Source organism: Methylomonas sp. EFPC3 (assembly GCF_029643245.1).
In the GTDB taxonomy this organism is placed as follows: Bacteria; Pseudomonadota; Gammaproteobacteria; order Methylococcales; family Methylomonadaceae; genus Methylomonas; species Methylomonas koyamae_B.
The window spans coordinates 2,608,721-2,632,586 of record NZ_CP116398.1; the positions used below are offsets into that span (position 1 = coordinate 2,608,721).

At 53.6% G+C, this 23,866-nt stretch carries 25 protein-coding genes and 1 tRNA gene; 4 read left to right on the top strand and 22 right to left on the bottom strand.

Features of this window, described 5'->3' with window-relative positions; genetic code table 11:
* Nucleotides 1-184: 184 nt before the first annotated feature.
* The 12 genes from PL263_RS11695 to rpsU all read right to left on the bottom strand — a co-directional run bounded on the left by PL263_RS11695 (nt 185) and on the right by rpsU (nt 12,508).
* Nucleotides 185-1,246 carry a lytic transglycosylase domain-containing protein gene (locus PL263_RS11695; RefSeq protein ID WP_278209557.1) on the bottom strand — a complete coding sequence of 354 codons (1,062 nt, stop codon included), beginning with the start codon at nt 1,244-1,246 and terminating at the stop codon, nt 185-187.
* Nucleotides 1,247-1,998: 752 nt separating this feature from the next.
* Complete coding sequence (locus tag PL263_RS11700; RefSeq protein WP_140910900.1) at nt 1,999-2,310, bottom strand: hypothetical protein; 312 nt, start codon at nt 2,308-2,310, stop codon at nt 1,999-2,001.
* A 109-nt stretch (nt 2,311-2,419) separates the two neighbouring features.
* On the bottom strand, nt 2,420-3,319 hold the full coding sequence (locus PL263_RS11705; RefSeq protein WP_278209558.1) for a CPBP family intramembrane glutamic endopeptidase: 900 nt from the start codon (nt 3,317-3,319) through the stop codon (nt 2,420-2,422).
* The gene (locus tag PL263_RS11710; RefSeq protein ID WP_278209559.1) at nt 3,301-4,029 is read right to left on the bottom strand and encodes a 16S rRNA (uracil(1498)-N(3))-methyltransferase; all 729 of its coding nucleotides are present in this window, start codon (nt 4,027-4,029) and stop codon (nt 3,301-3,303) included. Before PL263_RS11710 ends, PL263_RS11705 begins: the two co-directional genes overlap by 19 nt.
* Nucleotides 4,029-5,381, bottom strand: coding sequence for an adenosylmethionine--8-amino-7-oxononanoate transaminase (locus tag PL263_RS11715; RefSeq protein WP_278209560.1), 1,353 nt, complete (start codon nt 5,379-5,381; stop codon nt 4,029-4,031). The genes PL263_RS11710 and PL263_RS11715 overlap by 1 nt, the downstream gene beginning before the upstream one ends.
* 51 nt (nt 5,382-5,432) lie before the next feature.
* Nucleotides 5,433-6,725, bottom strand: coding sequence for an adenosylhomocysteinase (gene ahcY, locus PL263_RS11720; RefSeq protein ID WP_278209561.1), 1,293 nt, complete (start codon nt 6,723-6,725; stop codon nt 5,433-5,435).
* Nucleotides 6,726-6,746: 21 nt separating this feature from the next.
* Entirely contained in the window at nt 6,747-7,907 is a 1,161-nt protein-coding gene (gene metK / locus PL263_RS11725) for a methionine adenosyltransferase (protein ID WP_140910904.1), read from the bottom strand.
* Nucleotides 7,908-7,974: 67 nt separating this feature from the next.
* Nucleotides 7,975-8,051 (bottom strand) — tRNA-Ile (locus PL263_RS11730).
* Between the two features lie 34 nt (nt 8,052-8,085).
* Entirely contained in the window at nt 8,086-9,897 is a 1,812-nt protein-coding gene (gene rpoD, locus PL263_RS11735) for an RNA polymerase sigma factor RpoD (protein WP_140910905.1), read from the bottom strand.
* Between the two features lie 160 nt (nt 9,898-10,057).
* A complete protein-coding gene (gene dnaG, locus PL263_RS11740; protein WP_278209562.1) occupies nt 10,058-11,800 on the bottom strand; it encodes a DNA primase in 1,743 nt (580 codons plus the stop codon).
* Between the two features lie 15 nt (nt 11,801-11,815).
* Nucleotides 11,816-12,265, bottom strand: coding sequence for a GatB/YqeY domain-containing protein (locus PL263_RS11745; protein ID WP_140910907.1), 450 nt, complete (start codon nt 12,263-12,265; stop codon nt 11,816-11,818).
* A gap of 9 nt (nt 12,266-12,274) precedes the next feature.
* Nucleotides 12,275-12,508: a 30S ribosomal protein S21 gene (gene rpsU / locus PL263_RS11750; protein WP_054760073.1), complete on the bottom strand. Its 234-nt coding sequence runs from the start codon at nt 12,506-12,508 to the stop codon at nt 12,275-12,277.
* A gap of 104 nt (nt 12,509-12,612) precedes the next feature.
* On the opposite strand from rpsU, the gene tsaD reads away from it, so the two are divergent.
* Nucleotides 12,613-13,623 carry a tRNA (adenosine(37)-N6)-threonylcarbamoyltransferase complex transferase subunit TsaD gene (tsaD, locus tag PL263_RS11755; protein WP_278209563.1) on the top strand — a complete coding sequence of 337 codons (1,011 nt, stop codon included), beginning with the start codon at nt 12,613-12,615 and terminating at the stop codon, nt 13,621-13,623.
* Here tsaD and plsY read toward each other — a convergent pair whose 3' ends face one another.
* Entirely contained in the window at nt 13,624-14,196 is a 573-nt protein-coding gene (plsY, locus tag PL263_RS11760; protein WP_140910909.1) for a glycerol-3-phosphate 1-O-acyltransferase PlsY, read from the bottom strand.
* A 92-nt stretch (nt 14,197-14,288) separates the two neighbouring features.
* On the opposite strand from plsY, the gene folB reads away from it, so the two are divergent.
* Entirely contained in the window at nt 14,289-14,642 is a 354-nt protein-coding gene (gene folB / locus PL263_RS11765) for a dihydroneopterin aldolase (RefSeq protein WP_278209564.1), read from the top strand.
* Between the two features lie 3 nt (nt 14,643-14,645).
* Entirely contained in the window at nt 14,646-15,140 is a 495-nt protein-coding gene (folK, locus tag PL263_RS11770; protein WP_278209565.1) for a 2-amino-4-hydroxy-6-hydroxymethyldihydropteridine diphosphokinase, read from the top strand.
* Between the two features lie 43 nt (nt 15,141-15,183).
* On the opposite strand, the gene PL263_RS11775 is transcribed toward folK, so the two are convergent.
* Nucleotides 15,184-15,915, bottom strand: a complete 732-nt coding sequence (locus PL263_RS11775; RefSeq protein WP_278209566.1) for a pteridine reductase — start codon at nt 15,913-15,915, stop codon at nt 15,184-15,186.
* 9 nt (nt 15,916-15,924) lie between these two features.
* A complete protein-coding gene (locus PL263_RS11780; protein ID WP_140910913.1) occupies nt 15,925-16,206 on the bottom strand; it encodes a hypothetical protein in 282 nt (93 codons plus the stop codon).
* 193 nt (nt 16,207-16,399) lie between these two features.
* Between PL263_RS11780 and PL263_RS11785 the strand changes: the two genes are divergently transcribed.
* On the top strand, nt 16,400-16,801 hold the full coding sequence (locus tag PL263_RS11785) for a hypothetical protein (RefSeq protein ID WP_278209567.1): 402 nt from the start codon (nt 16,400-16,402) through the stop codon (nt 16,799-16,801).
* Nucleotides 16,802-16,848: 47 nt separating this feature from the next.
* On the opposite strand, the gene PL263_RS11790 is transcribed toward PL263_RS11785, so the two are convergent.
* The 7 genes from PL263_RS11790 to pip all read right to left on the bottom strand — a co-directional run bounded on the left by PL263_RS11790 (nt 16,849) and on the right by pip (nt 23,735).
* Nucleotides 16,849-17,196 (bottom strand): DUF2782 domain-containing protein, encoded by a 348-nt coding sequence (locus PL263_RS11790; protein ID WP_278209568.1) that lies wholly within the window; start codon nt 17,194-17,196, stop codon nt 16,849-16,851.
* 146 nt (nt 17,197-17,342) lie between these two features.
* The gene (locus tag PL263_RS11795; RefSeq protein WP_278209569.1) at nt 17,343-18,584 is read right to left on the bottom strand and encodes a hypothetical protein; all 1,242 of its coding nucleotides are present in this window, start codon (nt 18,582-18,584) and stop codon (nt 17,343-17,345) included.
* A gap of 226 nt (nt 18,585-18,810) precedes the next feature.
* Entirely contained in the window at nt 18,811-19,086 is a 276-nt protein-coding gene (locus tag PL263_RS11800) for a hypothetical protein (protein ID WP_278209570.1), read from the bottom strand.
* Between the two features lie 74 nt (nt 19,087-19,160).
* Nucleotides 19,161-21,173: a transketolase gene (gene tkt / locus PL263_RS11805; RefSeq protein ID WP_278209571.1), complete on the bottom strand. Its 2,013-nt coding sequence runs from the start codon at nt 21,171-21,173 to the stop codon at nt 19,161-19,163.
* A 149-nt stretch (nt 21,174-21,322) separates the two neighbouring features.
* The gene (hxlA, locus tag PL263_RS11810) at nt 21,323-21,970 is read right to left on the bottom strand and encodes a 3-hexulose-6-phosphate synthase (RefSeq protein WP_140913665.1); all 648 of its coding nucleotides are present in this window, start codon (nt 21,968-21,970) and stop codon (nt 21,323-21,325) included.
* A 218-nt stretch (nt 21,971-22,188) separates the two neighbouring features.
* Nucleotides 22,189-22,770: a UbiX family flavin prenyltransferase gene (locus tag PL263_RS11815; RefSeq protein ID WP_278209572.1), complete on the bottom strand. Its 582-nt coding sequence runs from the start codon at nt 22,768-22,770 to the stop codon at nt 22,189-22,191.
* Between the two features lie 17 nt (nt 22,771-22,787).
* The gene (pip, locus tag PL263_RS11820; protein WP_278209573.1) at nt 22,788-23,735 is read right to left on the bottom strand and encodes a prolyl aminopeptidase; all 948 of its coding nucleotides are present in this window, start codon (nt 23,733-23,735) and stop codon (nt 22,788-22,790) included.
* Between the last annotated feature and the right edge of the window lie 131 nt (nt 23,736-23,866).

Genomic DNA, 23,866 nt, shown 5'->3' on the forward strand with positions numbered 1-23,866 from the left:
CTAATGAAACTATTCCCGGCCAGCTATTGGAGGTTAAGCGGAGATAACTTAAAAACCGTTTGGTTAATAGTGTCGCTGGAGCTCTGTCTGGAACCAACTAGCGAGCAAAGTCCATTACCCTAGATTAGGCTCTGCATATACGCCGTCCCCTCTTGAGGCTTTCGGCATTAAGCAGGGTGCAAGACTACTCTTCGGCCAAATATTGCCCCGGAGCCAGCGGTGTTTCGTAGCGCACGCCCTCCGGAAAATACGGTTCCGGATTCGAGGCAATTTCGCGTGCAGCCAGAAACTGCGCGTAATAGTTCCGGGACGCAAAACCGAATGCCGGTCCATCGTAAGTTTCCACGATTTGAGCGAAATCCCTGCCAACCTGGTTTTGAGCCCGCTTCATACCACCGATACCGTGATTGTAGGAGGTAACCGCAGCAGGCCAGTCGCCCAACTTTCCGTATGCATAACTCAAATATCGCGCGGCACCGTTTGCCGACGCGAAAGGATCGAAACGTTGATCGACTACACCACCGCCGGGCATAAAGGTTTTAGCGGCTGCTTTGGTGAACTGCCACATGCCGACCGCACCAGCCGAGGACTTGGCGCCCGGTTGAAATGAGGATTCGACGTGCGGCAGATAGGCCAAGTCTTCAGGCAAACCGGCATCGCGGAACACTTTTCTGAACTGCAAATCGTAACGCCCGCTAATTTCCAACCCGCGCTTAAACCGCTCACGCGTCCCGCGCTGCGAACGCACCCGAGCATCTGCACCAGCCAGCACACTGGACAAAGAACGCCCGTTAGCTTCCAGTTTCGCAATCAACAGCCTATCCCCGGGGGTCAAAGCCGCGCCGTAGCGTAATTTGCTTTCCAATCCCGCTAATTGCGCCTTCCAGTAATCACGCCGCTGACTGATCATATCTTTTTGTTCGACGGTCAGACCTTCCGCAACGTAACCGGGCAAGGTCATGACTTCATAAATCACGTCCAAATAGCGGTCGTCGTGGAAAGCGACTTCGGAACGCTGCCAGACTGCATAGGTTTTACGCCAGAATTCCACAGCCGGCTCCAACGACGCCGGCTTCAGAAAAACCCCAGAATAGCTGGCAGGCCGGTAGCTCTGAGGCGGCGCTTGGTAAGCCTGGCGCTGCGGTACGTAATTGGGACGGGCAGTGGCAATTTTATCGCGCTTGACCGGTGCGCCGCCGCAAGCATTCAGTAGAATTGCCGCAACCGTCAGTAATGATATGCGCAAGAAAAGTCGATTCATTTTTGCTTTTGGATTCCGATTTAACGCTGAGAGCTCAGAGCACTGTCGTCAAGGTTATTGACCAGCATTCTTCGAATACTTTCAATAAATAATAGCGCTCATTTCGAATCGAGGTGAAGATTAAATTCGAAAATAGGCCGCATTTTTTTTGCAAATGCGACAAAACGGGTTTGGCAGCAATCACTCACGCTAGAAGATCATATGCACTTGGCGTTCGCAGCGCTATCATACAGCGGCCGGACCGACGTTCGGGGAGCAGTGAAAACACACACTTGTTACGCGCTTAAGCAGACTCGAGGCCGGAACTTTCGACCTTTTCACAGTACCCAAACAGTGCATCTTCAGAAGTGACGACATATCGACAAAAGGTAGCTTGGATTGAGTTTATCCTCACCCGTCAGACCACCAGGAGGGATATTATGAAACCGATTTCAAAGCCGCTAACCTTTTGCTCGCGTTGCGGTGACGACATAACAGCCGACGAATTGCGGTTTTTGCCGGATACGTCTCTGTGCCCGCTGTGCAGTAATATTGTTTCGGAAGCGATTGAAATTCATGCGACCAAGCAACCGAAAGCCAAAACCGTGATACGCCTCGCCCGCAAACCGAAACCAAGAACCTATTCTCCGGTTTAATCCGACTCTATTGGCATACTCTCCACTGCATTCATCCGGCTACAATCGGCATTAAAAAACCGGCCCAACCGTCAAGGCTTCGGGCCGGTTTTTTAGCCGAGATCACTGCTTCAGATTTTTGTAGCCTTCTTCGCTCTCGCGCATGATTTTCTGGCCTTCTTCAATCAAATTCCGCCCTTCGTCGATTTTGATCTGACCCTCGCGCTGCATGGCCTGCCCGCGCTCGACCATTTGCTTGCCTTCCTGCCAACGACTGCCCAATTGAGCGATGCCCTGGCTGTCGCGCAGCATTTGTTCGCCCGACAAGATCTTTTCGGCGGACGCTTTCGGCGCCGGCTCGCTGGCGCAACCGCCGAGCAGTAACGCCGAAACGGGCATGATAAGGGAAACCAGCAGATAGTTGTTATTGCGCATGATCATGTCCTCTTGTTACGCAGTAAAAACAAAAATTAAACGGAATATTGCAAAACAGTGCGAACTGTTGCAACGGTTTTTTCAATCCACCCTCCCGCCGCCGCTTGGCTTAGCGTGACCTCATGTAGCTGACATACAACCCGTAACCAATCAATACCGACGTCAGCCAGACAGCCACCAGTGGGCCAATCACACCGTCGTAATAGGTGTTGACCAGATAAACCGAATCAGCCTGCAAATTGACGTTGCACAAATCCCGACTGAGTTTGATCTGCCAGACCCACCCGGCATGACAGCCAATCGACCACCCCAATCCTTGCCCCTCACGACTTCTTAGTACGGCGAGGAATAGTCCGACCGCGAATAAAGCAATAAAGGCACTAACGATTGCCGGATTGAACCAATTGGCAAATGCCTCGGCAAGCAACGGCAAGCCGCTAAATGGTGTGATATCGGCATAAGCGATTGGCGTCGAACTTTTCAAGAAATGCAGCGCGGCATAGTACAGCGAACTCGCAAACATAGCAGCATACAACGGCATTTGCCGGCGCAGGCCGCTCAACAGCAAACCGCGAAACAACAATTCTTCGCCGACGGCGATCAACATCGCCAATAGCAATGCCAGCAAAGCTTTACCAGCAAACGCTTCCCAAGCCCAAATCCGGCTATCGTCCCAGACATGCACTTGCAGCAGGTACAAAATCAGCAAGACCGGTAGCAAAGTGACCAAACTCAATGCAAAACCGTTGCCGACTTGCTTGAGAAAATGGGGCAACGGCGCGAATCCCAAATCCGTCCAACTGAGTTGTAGATACTTTTTTAACGGAAATACGCTGAGCAGCAGCAATACCAGCGTAATTTTGCTGACAATCTTGGCCAGGGACAAAACGTCTCCGGCCAGCTTCAGCACAGCGTAACCCAGCACGCTGGCCAGCATCGCCAGCATTACCAACAACAGCAAAGGCGCCAGAGCGGAAGCCAACCCGCGCATCAACGAAAATCGCCCCATAAGGTTTGCACGGCGGCCAACGCGGCCAGCACCGCGGTTTCGGTGCGCAAAATTCTGCCACCCATTCTAACCGGGACAAAGCCGGCCGCTTTGGCGTATTCGCGTTCCTGGTCGCTAAATCCGCCTTCCGGCCCGGACATTAAAGTCACGCCCTCGCCCCCCGGATTAAGTTCGGAGAACACTTGCTTGGCATAAGGATCCAAAAACAACTTGAGCCCGCATTGACCGTCGACCCAATCAGCTAATGCGAGCGGAGGATTTAATTCCGGCAAATGCGTCCGCCCCGATTGCTCGGCAGCATGCTGAATGATGCTTTGCCAATGCTGTTGCCGTTGTTGCTTCTTGTCGTCGTCGAACTTGATCACGCAGCGCTCGCTAATCAACGGCGTCAAACTGGCCACCCCCAATTCGACCGCTTTTTGTACGGCCCAATCCATTCTGTCGCCGCGCGAAATACCCAACCCCAGATTGATCGCCAGCGGCGACTCGACTGAACGGTCGATAAATTGTTCGACGGCCACGCTTACCCGCTTCCGGCTCACTTCCTCGAGCCGGCAGCGATATTCGCCACCACGGCCGTTGAACAGCACGATCTCCTGATCCTGTTTCAATCGCAGCACCGTGCGCAGGTAATGTCCGGCCGCATCGTTCAACTCAATATGTCGACCAACGTTCAGCCCCAGGTCAACGTATAAGCGCGATACCCGCATCAGTCTTGCACCGCCAATTGAATGCCTTGCCAGGCCGTGTCCACCATCAGCTCTATCTCCTGTTCGGTTATCACGTAAGGCGGCATGAAATAAATCACGTTGCCGAGCGGCCTTAACAATACCCCTTGCGCCAGTGCATGGCGGTAAACCCGCAATCCGCGCCGCTGCTGCCAGGGATACGCTTCTCGGCTCTGTTTGTCTTTTACCAACTCGATCGCGGCAATCATGCCGGTTTGCCGGACTTCGCCGACGTTTGGGTGATCGCGAAAACGATCCAGTGCGTTTGCCATCACCGCCGCCAAGGTGCGGTTTCTGCCCAAAACGTCCTCAGTTTGGAATATGTCGATGGTCGCCAGCGCCGCTCGGCAGCCCAAAGCGTTACCGGTGTAACTATGGGAATGCAGAAATGCGGTCAAATTTTGATAATCGTCGTAAAACGCCTGATAAATCGGATTGCCGGTCAAGACCGCCGACAACGGCAAGTAGCCGCCGGTCAAACCTTTGGAAAGACAGATGAAATCGGGGCTGATGCCGGCCTGCTCGCAAGCGAACAGAGTGCCGGTGCGCCCGAAGCCGACCGCGACTTCATCGGCAATCAGATGCACGCCGTATTTATCGCAAGCCTCGCGCAACATTTTTAAATAAACGGGGTGATACATGCGCATATTGCCGGCACACTGTACCAGCGGTTCGACGATGACGGCGCAAGCCTGATCCGCGTGTTCGGCAAGCGTCAGATCCATGTCGGCGAACCGCCGAATCGAGTAGGCCTCCCAACTTTCGCCGGGCTCACGGTAGTAACAGTCCGGCCCGGGAACCGTGATGACCTCCATCAACAGCGGTCCGTAAGTCTCCTTGTACAACGCGACATTCCCAACCGCCAAAGCCCCCAGGGTTTCGCCGTGGTAACTGTTTTCCAGCGTGATGAATTTGGTTTTTCCACTTTGACCGAGATTACGCCAATAATGAAAGCTCATCTTCAGCGCAATTTCGATTGCCGACGAGCCGTTATCGGCATAGAAGCATTTATCCAGGCCCGGCGGAGTTATTTCCACCAGCTTTTCCGCCAGTTCCAGCGCCGCTTGATGGGTAAAACCACCCAGGATGACATGTTCCAGCGTGTCGAGTTGAGTCTTGAGCGCCTGGTTGATGGTGGGATTGCTGTGACCGAACAGATTGACCCACCAAGAACTGATGGCGTCCAGATAGCGCTTACCTTCGAAATCTTCCAGCCAGACTCCCTGGCCGGACTTGATCGGAATCATCGGCATATTGCGCTCGTGATCCTTCATCTGGCTACACGGGTGCCAGAGCACGGCGAGATCGCGTTCGACAATGGTTTTATTGTTCATGGCTGACACAAAAAAGGGGCTTGCGCCCCTTTATAGCGGATTAATGCCCGTTTAGTAACGGTAATGTTCCGGTTTGTACGGACCTTCGACCGGCACGTTGATATAAGCGGCCTGCTCCGGCGACAACTGGGTCAATTTCACGCCGATTTGCGCCAAATGCGAGCGCGCCACTTTTTCGTCGAGTTTTTTCGGCAGAATGTAGACTTTGTTTTCGTAAGCCGACGCGTTGGTCCACAGTTCGATCTGCGCCAATACCTGATTGCAGAACGAGTTGGACATTACGAAGCTCGGGTGGCCGGTTGCGCAACCCAGATTTACCAAGCGGCCTTCGGCCAACACGATTATGCGCTTACCGTCCGGGAAAATCACGTGGTCGACCTGCGGTTTGATGTTTTCCCAGGTGTAATGGCGCAACGAAGCGATATCGATTTCGGAATCGAAATGACCGATGTTGCAGACGATGGCCTGATCGCGCATCGCTTTCATGTGGTCATGGGTGATGACATGGACGTTACCGGTCGCGGTGACGAAAATGTTACCTTGTGAAGCGGCTTCGTCCATCGTTACCACGCGATAGCCTTCCATCGCCGCCTGTAACGCGCAAATCGGGTCAACTTCGGTAATCCAAACGGTGGCGCCCAAACCGCGCAGTGATTGCGCGCAGCCTTTACCCACGTCCCCATAACCACAGACGATGGCGATTTTGCCAGCGACCATCACGTCGGTGGCACGCTTGATGCCATCGACCAAGGATTCGCGGCAACCATACAGGTTGTCGAATTTGGATTTGGTTACAGAGTCGTTGACGTTGAACGCCGGTACTTTCAAACTGCCTTTGGCAACCCTTTCGGTCAAACGCAATACGCCGGTGGTGGTTTCTTCCGACAAGCCTTTGACGTCTGCCATCAGCTCCGGAAACTTGTCGTGCATCATGTTGGTCAGGTCGCCGCCGTCGTCCAGAATCATGTTCGGACGCCAACCGTTAGGGCCCAGAATGGTTTGTTCGATACACCATTCGGCTTCGGCTTCGGTCTCGCCTTTCCAAGCAAATACCGGGATACCGGCTGCGGCAATCGCCGCTGCGGCATGGTCTTGAGTAGAGAAGATGTTGCAAGACGACCAGCGCACTTCGGCACCCAGGGCAGTCAAGGTCTCGATCAACACCGCGGTTTGAATCGTCATATGCAAGCAGCCGGCAATGCGGGCGCCTTTTAACGGCTGCTGAGCACCGTATTCGGCGCGCAAGGCCATCAAACCCGGCATTTCGGTTTCAGCGATTTTGATTTCCTTACGGCCCCAATCGGCCAAAGCCATGTCCGCTACTTTGTAATCGGTTTGAGTCATTTGAGTTTCCTGATCCTGAATTTAGATGCCAGCCGCGTCTTTCAAAGCCTCGGCTTTGTCGGTTTTTTCCCAGCTGAAGGTCGCTTCGTTGCGGCCAAAGTGGCCGTAGGCCGCGGTCGGGCGGTAAATCGGTTTCAACAAGCCGAGTTGAGCGATCAAGCCTTTTGGACGTAAATCGAAGTGTTCGCGGACGATTTTGACCAAACGTTCTTCGTCGATTTTGCCGGTACCGAAAGTTTCGATGCTGATCGAGGTGGGCTCGGCAACGCCGATGGCGTAAGACACCTGGATCTCGCAACGTTCGGCCAGGCCGGCGGCCACGATGTTCTTGGCCACATAGCGTCCCATATAGGCTGCCGAACGGTCGACTTTGGATGGATCTTTACCGGAGAAGGCGCCACCGCCGTGACGAGCCATACCGCCGTAGGTATCGACGATAATTTTACGACCGGTCAATCCGCAGTCACCGACCGGACCGCCGATGATGAACTGGCCGGTTGGATTGATGAAATACTTGGTGTCTTTATGCAGCCATTCTTTCGGCAGCGTCGGCAGGATGATTTCATCCATCACCGCTTCTTCGAGCTGTTTGCCGCCGATTTCCGGCGAGTGCTGAGTAGACAATACCACTGCATCAATCGCTACCGGCTTGTTGTTTTCGTAACGGAAAGTCACCTGGCTTTTGGCGTCAGGGCGCAACCAAGGCAGGGTTTTGTTTTTGCGAATCTGTGCTTGCCGTTCAACCAAGCGGTGAGCGTAGGTAATCGGCGCTGGCATCAACACGTCAGTTTCGTTACTGGCATAACCAAACATTAGGCCTTGGTCGCCGGCGCCTTGTTCGTGGTTTTCGGATTCATCCACGCCCATGGCGATGTCAGCAGATTGTTTGCCAATTGCGTTTAACACCGCGCAGCTATTGCCATCGAAACCGATATCACCGGAATCGTAACCGATTTCGCAAACTACCTTTCTAACCAACTCTTCGGTATCGACCCAGGCGTTGGTGGTAATTTCACCGGCCAATACGACCATGCCGGTTTTAACCAAAGTTTCGCAAGCCACCCGCGAACGAGGGTCCTGAGCCAACAAGGCATCGACCACGGCGTCGGAAATCTGGTCCGCTACTTTATCCGGATGGCCTTCCGATACAGATTCTGAGGTAAAAAGGTAGTTTTTATTCACGGTTAACACCCTCGTCAAAATAAAACTTGCGCGTATAAAAAAAGGCCGCTTAAACGGCCTGGTATCATGGTGGGCCCTGTAGGACTTGAACCTACGACCTGCCGATTATGAGTCGGAAGCTCTGACCAACTGAGCTAAGGGCCCGAAATTGTCGGTGCATCTACGACGCTACAACGCCTTACTCACCGTCCAGAAAACATCTCAATTGCTCGGAGCGCGACGGATGCCGCAACTTACGTAAAGCCTTGGCCTCGATCTGGCGAATCCGTTCCCGGGTAACGTCAAACTGCTTGCCAACCTCTTCCAGCGTGTGGTCGGTGTTCATGTTGATGCCAAAACGCATCCGCAGAACCTTGGCTTCCCGGGCAGTCAAGCCCGCCAAAACGTTCTGCGTTGATTCGCGAAGGCCGGCGATTGTAGCAGATTCGACAGGGGATAGCATCTTCGAATCTTCAATAAAATCGCCAAGATGCGAATCTTCGTCGTCGCCAATCGGTGTTTCCATCGATATTGGCTCTTTAGCAATTTTCAGCACTTTACGAATCTTGTCTTCAGGCATTTCCATTCGTTCGGCCAACTCTTCCGGCGTTGCCTCCCGGCCAAGTTCCTGCAGAATCTGCCGCGACACCCGATTCAGCTTATTGATAGTCTCAATCATGTGCACAGGAATCCGGATGGTGCGAGCCTGATCCGCTATCGACCGGGTTATAGCCTGACGTATCCACCACGTAGCATAGGTCGAAAATTTGTAACCGCGCCGGTACTCAAATTTGTCGACAGCCTTCATCAAACCGATGTTGCCTTCTTGAATCAAATCCAGAAACTGCAATCCGCGGTTCGTATATTTCTTCGCTATCGAAATCACCAAACGCAAGTTGGCTTCGATCATTTCTTTTTTGGCTCGCCGAGCCTTGGCTTCGCCCAACGAAATGTTCCGGCAAATACTTTTCAGAACCGCAATGCTCAACCCGTAACGCGCCTCAAGTTCCGCCAATCTTTGTTGAGCTGCCTTAATCGCCTCTGCATTCTCGGCAAGCGTTCCGGCGTATGCCGCGTGGCTGTTGACAAACTGATTCAACCATTCGAGATTAGTCTCATTTGCGGTAAACGCATTGATAAAGTCTTTGCGCGGCAGCTTCGCTTTCTTGACACAAATATCCAAAATGACTCGCTCTTCTTCACGAATAGCGGCCATCAACTCTTCGGAAACGGATACCATTTTTTTCAGATATTGCGGAGTCCACTTGAACTCGCAGAATATCTCATCCATGGCATCAAACGCTTTTTCGGACTTATCGTGTCCGTAACCATGCTTTTTCACTGACGCGAACGCCGCTTTCAACGCCTTACGTAGAGCATCGACCTTCAGTTTCACTTCTTCGTAGTCGATAGTCTTAGACTCTTCTTCTGTCTCTTCGGCCGGCGCTTCCATTTCAATGCCGCTGACGTCGATATCTTCAACTTCCGTCAAGTCGACAAAGCCCATCACCAAATCGTTGAGGCGAACACCGGAGTCGTCATCTTTCACCGAATCGAAAGCCTCGATAAACGATTCGACGATAAAACCGGAACGAGCAATCGCCCCGACAACCTGCCGCTGCCCTTCTTCGATACGCTTGGCAATTTTTAATTCTTCTTCACGGGTTAATAACTCTACAGACCCCATTTCGCGCATGTAGAGCCGCACCGGATCAGTGGTTCGACCGAACTCGCTGTCGACCGACGCCAAGGCCGCGACTTCCGCAACCTCTTCGTCGTCGTCGGCGGTCACAACTGCATCGGAGGTAATCAGGGAATCGTCGTCGTCGGGCGCAACCTCATAAACCTGAATCCCCATGTCGTTGATCATCCCGATAATATCGTCGATTTGCTCGGGATCGATGATATCGCTAGGCAGGTGGTCGTTAACCTCGGCATAAGTCAAATAACCCTGCGCCTTGCCTTTCGCTATCAGTTGTTTTAATTGGGATTGCTGTTGTTCTTGATTCATTCTTTACTCACAATACGTTTTCAGCACCAAGCGCCGCAGAACAGGAAATTATAACGATAAACCCCGATCCGGTCACCTAAAAGCCATTGTTCGCACCGGCCACCGTCAAAACAAGAGACCCGCGCTGTTGCCCTTTAAAACATCACATCAGCTCAGATCCCTAAAGCTTTTCTTTCAACAATTCTCTCAACAACTCTCTCTCATCAGGCGCCAGACCTTCACGACCCTCCTTGTCTATCAGGCGATTCAGCATTTGCTCCCTGGTTTGCCGGCAAAGCTGCTGTAACGCCCCACTGAATTCGGCCTCTTCGCCCCCAGCCGGCACCCCCAACTCCAGCGCCGCCAACGCCTTTACCGTCTTTTCCTGAGCCGACCCGCGGAAAGCTTCCAACAAGATGGCGCTGTTTTCCGGCTTTTCAAGTGCAATAACCCGCAACACATCCTTGAGCACGGCGATACCAGAAAAATCCAACTCTTCAAGCTCGACACCCTGCCGTTCGACCAAAATAGCGAGCCCAGGATGCTGCACCAACAGTGCGATAACTTTACGCGGAAGCGATAGCCTGACCGAGTCCTTGACCGCTGACGCATCGCCACGCCCACCCTTAAGTGTAGACCGCTTTTCGCCAAGGTCGATGACTCCGGGCATCGCCACCAAAGCCTGCAACCGTGCAAACATCATTTCCCGAAAAAAACCAGAAGGGACTTTATCCAGCGCCGGCTTGGCGGCAGCCAACACCTGCGCCCTACCTTCAACAGTCGCCCTATCGGCACCCGACCCAATATTTGCAAAAAAGTAATCCGACAAGACCTGCGCAGAGCCGATTCGTTCCAAAAAACTTTCTACTCCGTCCGACCGCAACAAAGAATCGGGGTCTTGCCCTTGCGGCAACAACATGATTTTGATCTGCCGGCCGTCGCGCAAACAGGGCAAAGACGCGTCTACCGCCTTCCACGCCGCTTGCCTCCCGGCATTGTCGCCATCGAAGCAAAACACCAATTCGGAGGTGAAGCGAAACAGCAAATCGATCTGACTCTTTGACGTCGCCGTTCCGAGCGCAGCCACGGCATAAGCGATGCCGAATTGAGCCAAAGCGATAACATCCATATATCCCTCGACCACCAAAATCCGAGTCGGCTTGGAATTGCGCTGCAATAGCTCGCATAACCCGTAAAGCTCTTTACCTTTGGAAAAAACCGGAGTTTCCGGTGAATTCAGATATTTGGGCAGAGAATCATCCAGGACTCGAGCCCCAAATCCAATAACACGCTTACGTTTGTCACGAATCGGAAACATCAACCGCCCGCGAAACCGGTCGTAGATCTTTCCATCATCTCTGACTACCAGCAGCCCAGCTTCGCTCAACTCAGCGCGACTGAATCGTGTCAGCACCCCATCCCAACGGTCCGGCGCATAACCGAGCAGAAATTCCTCAGCTATCTCGCCGCCGACACCACGCTTATTCAAATATTCTTGCGCCCGCCGCCCCTCCGGACTGGATCGCAATTGCTCAGCGTAAAACCTGGCAACGTCCGCCAATACATCGTAGAGCCTTACCAACCCCTGCTTATCAGACACCGGCACGCTAAAACCGCCGCCCGCCTCCCGCGGCACATCCACTCCGGCAAAATTCGCTAAATCCTCGACCGCCTCAACGAAGCCCAAATGATTGAACTCCATCAAAAATCCGATGGCATTACCGCTAGCACCACAACCGAAGCAGTGATAAATCTGTCTCGCGCGATTTACGGAAAAACTAGGAGTTTTCTCGGTATGAAAAGGGCAGCGCGCAACGTAATTGGCACCTGACTTTTTTAAGGGGACGCGCGAGTCGATTAAATCAACAATATCGACCCGCACCAACAGATCATCGATAAACTGGCGAGGTATTCTGCCGGACATATTACCGACAGGACATTAGGCTATAAAACGCGCCTTGATTCGAGCACTAACGACCGCCATATCGGCCTTGCCTTGCATTTTCGGCTTCAACAAAGCCATGACGCTGCCCATCTCTTTCACCGAAGTTGCACCAACCTGAGTGACCGCCTCGACAACCATGGCATCTATTTCGGCATCGGTAAACTGCTGCGGCAGAAAGTCCTGTATTACCAGCACTTCAGCCTCCTCAATATCGGCTAGATCATGGCGTTCCGCATCACGGAACTGTTTGATCGATTCCCGGCGCTGCTTGAGCATTTTGTCGAGTACTGAAATGATTCGATCGTCGCTCAACTCGATCCTTTCATCAACCTCAACTTGCTTAATCGCAGCCAAGATCATACGAATCACACCGAGCCGAGCCTTGTCGCCGCTTTTCATCGCAGCTTTCATATCTTCCTTGATACGTTCCTTCAACACATCCATCTAACAGCCTTAAACCTGCGGACGACCGCGGCGCAAATTTTTCAGCGCATAGCGTTCGCGAGCCAATTTTTTCAGGTGGCGCTTTACCGCCGCCGCACCCTTGCGCTTACGCTCGGTAGTCGGTTTTTCGTAAAACTCACGGCGGCGCACTTCCGCCAAGACGCCAGCCTTCTCGCAGGCACGTTTAAAGCGGCGAATCGCGATGTCGAAATGTTCGTTTTCTTTAACTTTAACTGATGGCATTAGCAATAATCCGAATTGTGTTAGTATCTTTTCAAGCAATCGGCGAACCTTGCCCACCGAAAACGGCCGATTATACTCATAAATATCTTTTATTCCAAAAACTAATGTTTGTTCTCGGCCTAGAAACCTCTTGCGACGAAACGGCGGTCGCGGTTTACCACGCCAATCGAGGCTTGATTGCCCATACCCTATTCAGCCAAGTTGCCACCCATGCCGAGTACGGCGGCGTAGTACCGGAACTGGCTTCGCGCGACCATATCCGCAAACTAGTACCGTTGATCAGAGCCGTACTGGCCGACGCCTCACTGCAAGCCACGGATATCGGCGGCATCGCTTACACGGCCGGTCCCGGCTTAATGGGTTCGCTACTAGTCGGCGCCGCCACAGCCAGAAGTTTGGCTTGGACCTGGCAGGTACCGGCCATCGCCGTCCACCACATGGAAGGCCATTTGTTGGCGCCCATGCTGGAGGACAATCCGCCAGCATTCCCGTTTGTCGCCCTGCTTATATCCGGCGGCCACACGATGCTGATCGAAGTTACCGGTATCGGTCATTACCGATTACTGGGCGAATCGCTGGACGACGCCGCCGGCGAAGCCTTCGACAAAACCGCCAAGATGCTGGAGCTCGACTACCCCGGCGGCCCCAGATTGGCAAAACTAGCCGAACAAGGCCTGTCCCGCTTCAAATTTCCACGTCCAATGACCGATCGCCCAGGCCTGGACTTCAGCTTCAGCGGCCTAAAGACCTTTACCCTAAACGCATTGCACGAAACCGGCCAATCGCCGCAAGACAAAGCCGACATCGCTTTTGCCTTTCAGCAGGCCGTTGCCGAGACTTTGACCATAAAATGCCGGCGCGCACTTCAAATCACCGGCCTGAAAACCCTGGTTGTTGCCGGCGGCGTCAGCGCCAACCGCGAAATTCGCCACCAACTTTCAGCTATGGCCGACAGCGCGAATACCCGGATCTATTTCCCGCGCCCGGACTTCTGCACCGACAACGGCGCCATGATCGCTTATGCCGGCGCCCAACGCTTGATGGCCGGACAAACGCAAAACTTGGAAATCTTTGCCCGGCCGCGCTGGCCGATGGAACAGCTGCGGCAGTTGTGATCAGGACTCCTGACCAGCCAAAAGCCGCTGGATATTGCTTTTGTGGCGCCAAAGCAAAATCAGGGATATTAAAGTAAACGTGGCCGTCAAATACGCATCACCGACGATCAGCCAGGTGTAGATCGGAGCCAACGTCGCGGCCACCAGTGCAGATAACGACGAGATTTTGCCCAACTTATAGACGATAAACCAAGTTCCGGCGACAGCCACACCCAGCAGCCAAGCCACTCCCAACGTCACACCCAACGAAGTCGCGACACCCTTGCCGCCTTTAAATTGAAAAAATACCGGATACAAATGACCGATGAAAGCGGCAAACACCACCGCGGACAATACCAAGCTATCGACCGCCAATGCTTTGGCAACCAACACCGGCAACAAACCTTTTAGCGCATCGCCGACCAGCGTAATCGCCGCAGCTTTTTTTCCGCCGATGCGCATCACATTGGTAGCCCCGGGATTGCCGGAACCGTTTTCTCGCGGATCGGCCAAGCCCATCATTTTACAGACAATAATCGCACTCGACACCGAACCGGCCAAATAGGCCAACGGCACCAACAACCACTCCATCATTCAAACAACCTCATATCAATACTTGTACAGCGCAGCCATTTACTCGATACTGCGGCGATTTTGTTACGAAATATAATAACCGGAAAGCAACGATGGACATCATCTTTTTAGGCGGCCTCGAAATAGACACCGTGATAGGAATTTACGAGTGGGAACGGAAAATCAAGCAAAAAGTTATCTTGGACATCGAAATGGGCTTCGACATCCGCAAAGCGGCAGCCAGCGACGATATCGCCCACGCCCTCGACTATAAAACCGTCTCTGATCGGGTAGTGGAATTCGTGGAACGCAGCGAATTCTACCTGGTGGAAACCCTGATCGAAGAAATAGCCAATATTCTGCTGGGCGAATTCCAAATTCCTTGGGTAAAAATCACCTTGAACAAAAAAGGCGCCATCAGTCGAGCTCGAGATGTCGGCATTATCATCGAACGCGGCCAAAAATAGCCCATGCCCACCGGATACATCAGCATCGGCAGTAACATCGACAAGGAAACCCATATTCCGTCGAGCCTAAACGCACTGCGCGAATTATTCGGCGAACTAACGGTATCCAGCATCTACGAAAGCGAACCGGTCGGCTTCGTCGGCGACAGCTTTTACAACCTTGTGATTGGGTTTCAGTCCGATCTGCCGGCCAAAAGCGTCGCCAAATTACTTAGGCAGGTGGAACTTGACCACGGCCGCAGCAGGGACAGCCAAAAGTTTTCCGCCAGAACGCTGGACTTGGACTTGATCCTGTACGGCGATGAAATCATCAACGACGGTCGCCTGCAAATACCAAGGGATGAAATCGAAAAATATGCGTTCGTATTGGAACCGCTGGCCGAAATCGCACCTAACTTGACCCATCCCAATACCCAAAAAAGCTATGCCGAGCTATGGCACCAATTCGATAAAAAAGACGTCAAACAAAAAAAATTGACAGTGAATTCTCAGGCTTGAAACCGGCCCATGGATCAAAAGCCTTCAGCCGGACTGATTTCCGCTAACGGTATAAACTCCGCCCACCGTCAACGTTGATGGTTTGACCGGTAATATACCCGGCGTCTTGAATCAAAAACTTAACCGCCTTGGCTATGTCGTCAGCCTCTCCCTGGCGGCCCAACGCAATTTTACTCAAGATCGCCGCACGCTCTGCTTCACTGCCACCGTGTTCCGGCCACAAAATAGCTCCAGGCGAAACAGCATTGACCCTGACTTCAGGTGCCATGTCTTTGGCCAGACAACGCGTCATCGCCAACAACCCGGCTTTGGCAATACTATAGACAGGAAAGCCAGGCAAGCCGGTTTCGGCGTGAATATCGGCGATATTCACGATACAGCCTCGCCTTGCTCTGAGCGTAGGCAACAACGCCTGCGACAAAAAGAATGGCGCTTTCAGGTTAGTGTCAAAGACTTGCTCCCAATCCTGTTCGACCACCTTACCTACCGGCTGCGGGTAAAACACAGAAGCGCTGTTCACCAACGCATCCAGCCCGCCCCAGGTTGACGCAGCCACCGTTGCCAACCGTTCGACGTCAGTTACACTCTGCAAATCGGCTTTGACCGATACCGCCGAAGCGTAACGCAGATTATTTAATGCCTCGCACAGCGCTATCGCGTCGGACTCCGAACTTTTAAAGTGTAAAACTACGTTATATCCCGCAGCATGCAACATACGGGCGCAAGCTGCGCCGATGCGCCGGGCCGCGCCGGTGACAAGCACTACGTTAGGCATCCAAGCGTTCTAATTTGCCGAAATACTGGCTATTAACCTCTTACGAATCAAGATGCACGCCACTACGGCACAAGCTACCGGCACTTGGGTCAAGACCATTTCCATCACCGAATGTTTGGCAACCAATTTAGACAGGGGCTCCAGCACGAAAAATTTGGCCAGCCACCAAGTCAACCAATACCCCACCAAGCCAATGATCGACCAGTTAAGCAACGGCGCATTTTGGTTTTTTGCCGTCAGGTAAAACCAAACCAAGGTTAAGATTCCGAACAGCTTCGCTAAAAAATACATGCCCCCTCCATCCTCATCGTTTTATTGTTATGAAAACCGATCGTAAACAGCAAATTTCAATGTAATCAATTTGCATAGAAACATCAATCTCGTCGCCGGGACAGCCAATGACTCCCTCCACTTCTAAGTTACCATCCCGAAGCCTATAATCGAGGGCGCTTGGCAATAATTACTATCAAATCAAGGGGGAACCATGCAAATTTCAAAAATTCTGATGGCAATCTTGGCTCTCGGTTTCAGCCAACCGAGCTTGAGCCAATCGACCGGCCACATAGGCCATGGCGGCAATGCCAGCGAATCAGGCTGTATCCGAGCCAAAGTCAGCCGCATCAAACCGGAACACCTGGCCAGCGTCGCGCCGGGCTCAGAATTTTCGTTTGCCGCGTCGGGTAGCAACGGCCCAGGCCACATCCACGTTAGCATTAAGCAACAAGCCGTTCCGATAACGGTGGAAGATAAAGACACGTTTTATCTGGTGAAAGGCAAATTGCCCGCTGACATCAAAAATACCACCGTCCGGGTATCGGTCAGTTTGAAAGCGAAATTCGAAAAATGCAGCGCCGAAGAAGGCTGGCTACTCAAAGTTTCGGATTAACAACACTCGGCGCCCAACTGACTATCTGGTGAAGGGCGCCGGGATCATCAAGGCCAATCCCACTCGAACAAGGTCCATTTATTGATGTTGGTGTTGTCGTCCAAGTCGTTCTTCTTCACATCCATTTCACCGTCGCCGTTGGTATCGAGCATATAGTAAGGCGGCCCGACCTGGGGCTGAATCTTAACCATGTACAGTTTACCGTTACGCCGGAACTCCTGAATCGTATCTTTACCTTTGCGAATAATGGTGATGTCCGGTTCCATTTCCTCGCCCGATTGCACCGGCGCCGGCAAATCGGGCGGCTCAGGCACCGGCGCCGGCTCATCCGGCGCCCCCCACGCTGCGACGAAGGGAGCGAAAACAAACGGTACGCAGCGAATTAAAAGGCGCATCGGAATCTCTGAGGCTAATTACGGTAGGTCATAATAATACAGTTTTCGCCTGCTGTATCGGCAACCGCCTGCTACCGACCGAAAAGACCGCGGGCACAAAAAAACCGGCAACTCACTGGAGATGCCGGTTTGCCGTCTCGCAAGACTTAGGCTTGCTTGCGCAAATATTTTTCGACGCCGGTAGTCCGGGCAAAGCCGGTGTCACTATCACTCAACGCTTGTTTCGCCACGTATTTGGCTACGCCGGAAAGACCGACAGATTCCACCTGCCTGACGTCTTGCTTGGCCATGTATTTGGCAACCCCCGTGACCTCACCGGCCGCCTTTTCCTCCGCGTGATGTTTTGCCACGTATTTGGCTACCGAACTGAGCGGTTGCACCGGATTGACCGTCAGGCGTTGTTTAGCGACATATTTAGCCACCCCCGTAGGTGTTGGCATTTGTTTCGCCGCAATTGCTTGTTTTACCAAGTAACGCGCCACTCCGGTAAGAGGCTCCGCCTGGCTTTGCAACTGCACTTGTTTCGCCAAATATTTTGCCACTCCGGTCGGCTTCGGCGCATTCTCCTGGGCCGCGGCCTGCCGCGCCAGATAGCGATCGACGGCCGAGCCCTCGATAATCACTTCACGGTCGGCAATCAACTCTTCTTGTTGCGATTGGTTCATCAGAGCCTCCGCCTTCTCGGCTTGTAATTTCGCTTCGGCCTCAACGTAACGGGCCACCAGCGCGGCTGCCGCAGCCTTTTTCGCTGCCAGCGCCTGCTCGGCCAGAAACTTGGCCACGCCGGTTACTGGCTCCTGTTCTTTCAACAGACGTTCCTGGCGCACCAAGTATTTTTCAACCCCGGTGACAACCGGCGCATCCTTGTTTACCAAGGTTTGCTTAGCCAGATACTTGCTCACTGAAGTTGCCGACGGCGCATCTTTAGCCGCAAGGTCTTTTTTGAGCACATACTTGGCAACTCCGGTCACTGCCGGTTGCTGCGCCATATTCTGGCGGATCACATATTTGGCAACCCCCGTCACCCCTGGCTCTTCGCGATCATGCTTGGTGACATATTTGGATACACCGGTAACAGGCGCGGACTTGGCTTGAATCGATTCTTTGATCAAGTACTTGGTAACCCGAGTCACCGGATTATCGGCCTGCTGGCTAAGATACTTCTCGACGCCAGTTGGTACAGCGACAGCCACGGGTTCAATCTCGATCTCCGCGGCCACTTCTTCGATTTCTTCAACCTCTTCAACCACCGCCTCGATCTCAGTTGCCTCGACGACCGTCTGTGCTGCCTGTTCAGCTTGCCGTTGCATAGCCAAATACTTGGCCACTCCTGTCAATGGCTCACCATTTCCGTCCACTTCCGGCTTTGGCGGTTCGAGTTTTTGCAAATAACGGGCAACACCGGTCAGTTGCGCATCGCTGACGCTTGAATCAGCATCCAGCCAGCTACCGTCGTCAGTAGGTTTGTCGAATAAAAAGCCGAATAAGCTATTCATCAAACTGCTTGTTGTCATTTGAGAATACTCCTGAATGTAATAATTTTTATATGTTGCGACCTACACACCAACTGCGGCGGACCACTACTAACAGAGTGCCATAAAACCGTTGTTAACGCTACGACCCCGTACCGCTGTAGACGATCTTAGGCTGAAAATTGGCAGCCGGAAATTTCGGATCGACCTCGGATTGCTGTGTCTGGTTAACGCATGGAGCCGCGCTACTCGCGGCGGCGGCAGAGTTGGCCGCAGCAGGCGCCACTTCGGCAACAGAAGAATCGCGATAAACAACTTTCGGCTGAAAATCCGCCGCCGGGTAATCAACAGCCCCTACGGACGGCGCGGCGAACAGCGATACAACAAAAGCGACAGCGGCTAGTTTAGTGTCTTTCATATTCTCCACCTTACCTTACTATTCAAATATCCCCTTGCCGGCAAGCCGGCAAGGGGTGCATACGGCCTAGTAGTTTAAAGCACTGCTTCGACGTTAGCGACGACATTGTCCACGGTGAAGCCGAACTCTTTGAAGAGCTGGCCGGCCGGGGCCGATTCGCCGAAACGGTCCATGCCCACCACGCGGCCTTGGCTGCCGGCATATTTCCACCAGCTGTCGGTCACGCCCGCTTCGACCACGACGCGTTTGGTCACGCTCGCTGGCAATACGCTGTCTTTGTAGGCCTGGTCCTGGGCTTCGAACACGTTGGTCGACGGCATGGACACCACGCGGATGTTTTTGCCTTTCGCGGCCAGCGCTTCGGCAGCTTTGACGGCCAGTTCGACTTCGGAGCCGGTGGCGATGATGATCGCATCCGGGGTGCCGTTGCTGTCTTTCAGGATATAACCGCCTTTAGCAATCGCGTCGATCTGGGCTTGGCTACGGGCCATGTGTGGCAGGTTTTGCCGTGAGAAGATCAGGGTGCTCGGGCCGTCTTGGCGTTCGATCGCCGCTTTCCAGCAAATCGCCGATTCGACCGCGTCGCACGGACGCCAGACGTGCATGTTCGGAATCATGCGCAAGGTGGCGGTTTGTTCGATCGGTTGGTGGGTCGGACCGTCTTCGCCCAGGCCGATGGAGTCGTGGGTGTAGACGAAGATGGTCGGCGCTTTCATCAGGGCGGCCATGCGCAGGGCGTTACGGGCGTATTCGCTGAACATCAGGAAGGTGGCGCCGTAGGCTTTGAAGCCGCCATGCAGGGTGATGCCGTTCATGATGGCGCTCATGCCGAATTCGCGCACGCCGTAGTAGGCGTAGTTGCCGTCGTGGCCGGGGGCGTTGATGTCTTTGCAGCCTTTCCACAGGGTCAGGTTGGAGCCGGCCAGGTCGGCGGAGCCGCCCAGCAGTTCCGGCAGCAACGGGCCGAAGCCGTTCAGGGTGTTTTGCGAGGCTTTGCGGCTGGCGATGGTTTCGGCTTTGGCGTTGACGTCGGCGATGAAGGCGTTGGCTTTTTCGCTCCAGTCGGCTGGTAATTTACCGGCCATGCGGCGTTCGAATTCGGCAGCCAGTTCCGGGTGCGCGGCTTGGTAGGCGGCGAATTTGGCGTTCCAGGCGCTTTCCAAACGGTCGCCTTTGGCTTTGGCGTCCCATCCGGCGTAGATGTCGGCCGGAATTTCGAACGGGGCGTGCGGCCAGCCCAGTTGTTCGCGGGTGGCGGCCACTTCGGCTTCACCCAGCGCAGCACCATGGCATTCTTCTTTACCTTGTTTGTTCGGCGAGCCGAAGCCGATGATGGTTTGGCAGCAGATGATGGACGGTTTGTCGCTGACTTTTTTGGCTTCTTCGATGGCTTTTTTCACTGCGTCCGGGTCGTGGCCGTCGACTTTGGGGATGACGTGCCAGCCGTAGGCTTCGAAGCGGGCCGGGGTGTTGTCCAGGAACCAGCCGGTGACGTCGCCGTGACCGCGGACTTCGCCGTCGATGGAGATGTTGTTGTCGTCGTAGATGGCGATCAGTTTGCCCAGTTTCATGGAGCCGGCCAGCGAGCAGGCTTCGTGGGAGATGCCTTCCATCAGGCAGCCGTCACCCAGGAATACGTAGGTGTGGTGGTCGACGATGTCATGACCGGGGCGGTTGAATTGGCCGGCCAGGGCGCGTTCGGCGATGGCGAAACCGACGGCATTAGTGATGCCTTGGCCCAGCGGGCCGGTGGTGGTTTCGACGCCGTCGGTGTAGCCGTATTCAGGGTGGCCCGGGGTTTTGGAATGCAGTTGACGGAACTGTTTCAGTTCGTCGATCGGCAGGTTGTAGCCCGACAGGTGCAACAACGAGTAAATCAGCATGGAGCCGTGACCGTTGGACAGCACGAAGCGGTCGCGGTTGGCCCATTTCGGGTTATTGGGGTTGTGGTTCAGAAAATCGTTCCACAGTACTTCGGCGATATCGGCCATCCCCATCGGGGCTCCAGGGTGTCCTGAATTGGCTTTTTGTACCGCGTCCATGCTAAGTGCGCGGATGGCGTTCGCTAAGTCTCGACGCGAAGGCATGTTGGTCTCCTAAATTGAATCTTATACGGTGCTAGCGGCCCCTTATCGGGACCGCACTAAAAAACTGGGGATATAACAAACAAAAGGACGAGTGGCGCGAACCACCCGTCCTCGATATTTCCTAGAAACTAGGCGTTGCCAAATTTGGCTTATGCAGCTGCAGCGTCTACCAATTCGCGGATTTCTTTAGCCGCTGTGGCTGGGCATGGCGCACCGTAGATAGCTGCACCGACAACGATGATGTTGGCGCCGGCTTTAACGGTTTGGTCGATGGTTGCAGGCTTGATACCGCCGGCAACAGAAACGCGAACGTTCAAGCCCAAAGAAGCGACTTCGTTCAGGTCGCCGAACGGAGTTTGGCCAGCCGCTTGCGCGTCCAGACCGGTGTGAACGCCCATGATTTGCGCGCCCAGTTTGGCTGATTCGCGTGCGCACTCGGATTTGCTTGGCACGTTGATCAGGTCAACTTGTACTTCCGCAGCATATTTTTTTGCCGCTTTGATTACGCCACCGATGGTAGCCAAACCGGATACGCCCAATACGGTGCAGATATCTGCGCCGGCTGCGTAGAAAGCGCCTGCTTCGTATTCGCCGGCGTCCATGGTTTTCAGGTCGACCAACAACAATTTGTCTGGGTAACGGTTTCTCAATTCTTTAACCAAGTTAATACCGTTGTATTTGATGCAAGGGGTACCGATTTCAAAAATGTCGACGTAAGGCGCTACTTTATCTGCCAATGCTACGGTTTGGTCGAAATCCAGTGAGTCCAACGCCATTTGAATTAATGGTCTTGCCATATTAATGTGCTCCGATTGTTGTAGTTACAGTTATTGTTTTTGAGACCCACCCCTTCCGTGAATCTCTCATTCGTCACCGAATGGAGAGCGCCGCAAGCCTTTGTCAGTGGGCGGTTTAAGCGAGTGGGGCAACTCTAAATCAGAACGTAGCACCCTGTCAATTGAAGAGCTGCTATTTCAAAGCGAAAAACCCCAATCGATAGCGGGATAAGCAAGCTTCAGCCGGAAAGACCACCCCAAGGTTTATACAATCCGCAGGCATCGACACCGAACATCTCCAGGATACGCCCAACACCTTCGTCAACCATGGCACGTAACGAATCGCTCTTGTTATAGAACGCCGGCATCGGCGGAAAAATAATCCCGCCCATTTCAGTCACGGCCGCCATATTGCGAATATGCGCCAAATTCAAGGGCGTCTCCCGCGGCACCAGCACGGTTTTGCGCCGCTCTTTCAGCGCCACGTCTGCGGCACGGGAAATCAGGTTATCGCCAAAACCGTGCGCCACCGCGGCCAAGGTCTTCATGGAACAGGGCGCGATCACCACCCCTTCCGTCTTGAACGAGCCACTGGCAATGCAAGAGGCAATATCATTGATGCCGTGAGTAACGTCGGCCATTCCGTAAAGCTCGGCTCGATCCATGCCCAACTCGTATTTCAAGTTGACCAGACCGGCGGACGAGATCACCAAATGAGTTTCCCAGCCACCGCGTTCGCGTAAAATTTCCAGCATCCGCACACCGTAAATCGCTCCGGTAGCGCCGGTCATGCCGATGACAATCCGTTTTCTATGTTCCATGTTCCCGCCGTCAATTCTCAAGCCAAAACCATCGCCATCTCGTCCGCGGCGGAAACCAACGCGTCGATCATTTCCTCGCCGCGAGCAATATGGCCGGCATGAGGCAACACCTGGAAGCGTGCCTGGGGCAATGCTTTGCACAACCGCCACCCGGCCTCTATCGGGCAAGTCAAATCGTTACGCCCATGGATTACAATCGTCGGAATTCCCCGCAATTTGGGGCAGTTGGCCAAAATCTGATTTTCAGCGATAAAGTAATCGTGGACGGCGTAGTGTAATTCCATCTTGACTTGCCGCAACGTCTTTTCGCTGACGGCCTCCAAACTCTCCTGATAATCAGCGCCAAGCGCCACCTGACCACTCCAAGCCTGCCATAGCCTAGCCGCACTCTTGGCAAGCTCCTGATCGGAACTAAACACCGCCTCGCAGAAGCGCTCCAGCATTGAGCCGCCCGGTAGCTCCGGCAAATTCTCCTGCAGCTCCTGCCACAATTCCGGATAGACCCGATTCACGCCATATTCGCCGAGAAACCATTCCAAATCACCCCGCCGCGCCAAAAACACACCACGCAAAATCATGGCCAACACATTCTCAGGGTAGTGCTGTGCGTAGAGCAAAGCTAAGGCGCCTCCCCAAGAACCACCGAACAACAACCACTGTCGAATTTCCAAACGCGCGCGGATACGCTCCATATCTACCAGCAAATCTTGCGTCGTATTCCCCGCCAGCTCGCCGAAAGGCTCGGATAGACCGCATCCGCGCTGGTCCATCAGAATGATGTGGTAGCGCTGAGGATCAAAGAAACGGCGATGGTCCGGCTTGGTTCCGGAACAGGGACCGCCGTGCAAAAATATCGCCGGAATTCCGGCCGGGTTGCCGGATTGCTCGACATAGACCCGATGGTCGCTCCCGGTTTCCAGAAAAAAGGTATGAAATGGAGAAATTTCAGGATAAAGAGATTTCATTGCCTTTGAGGATAGAACTTACGCAACCGACCGACCCCGCACCGGGACCGAGCAGTATAACAAAACCTTTACGGCATAAAAAAAGGGAAGGCGAAACCTTCCCTTTTTGGACAATCCAGCGGCTTGTGGAT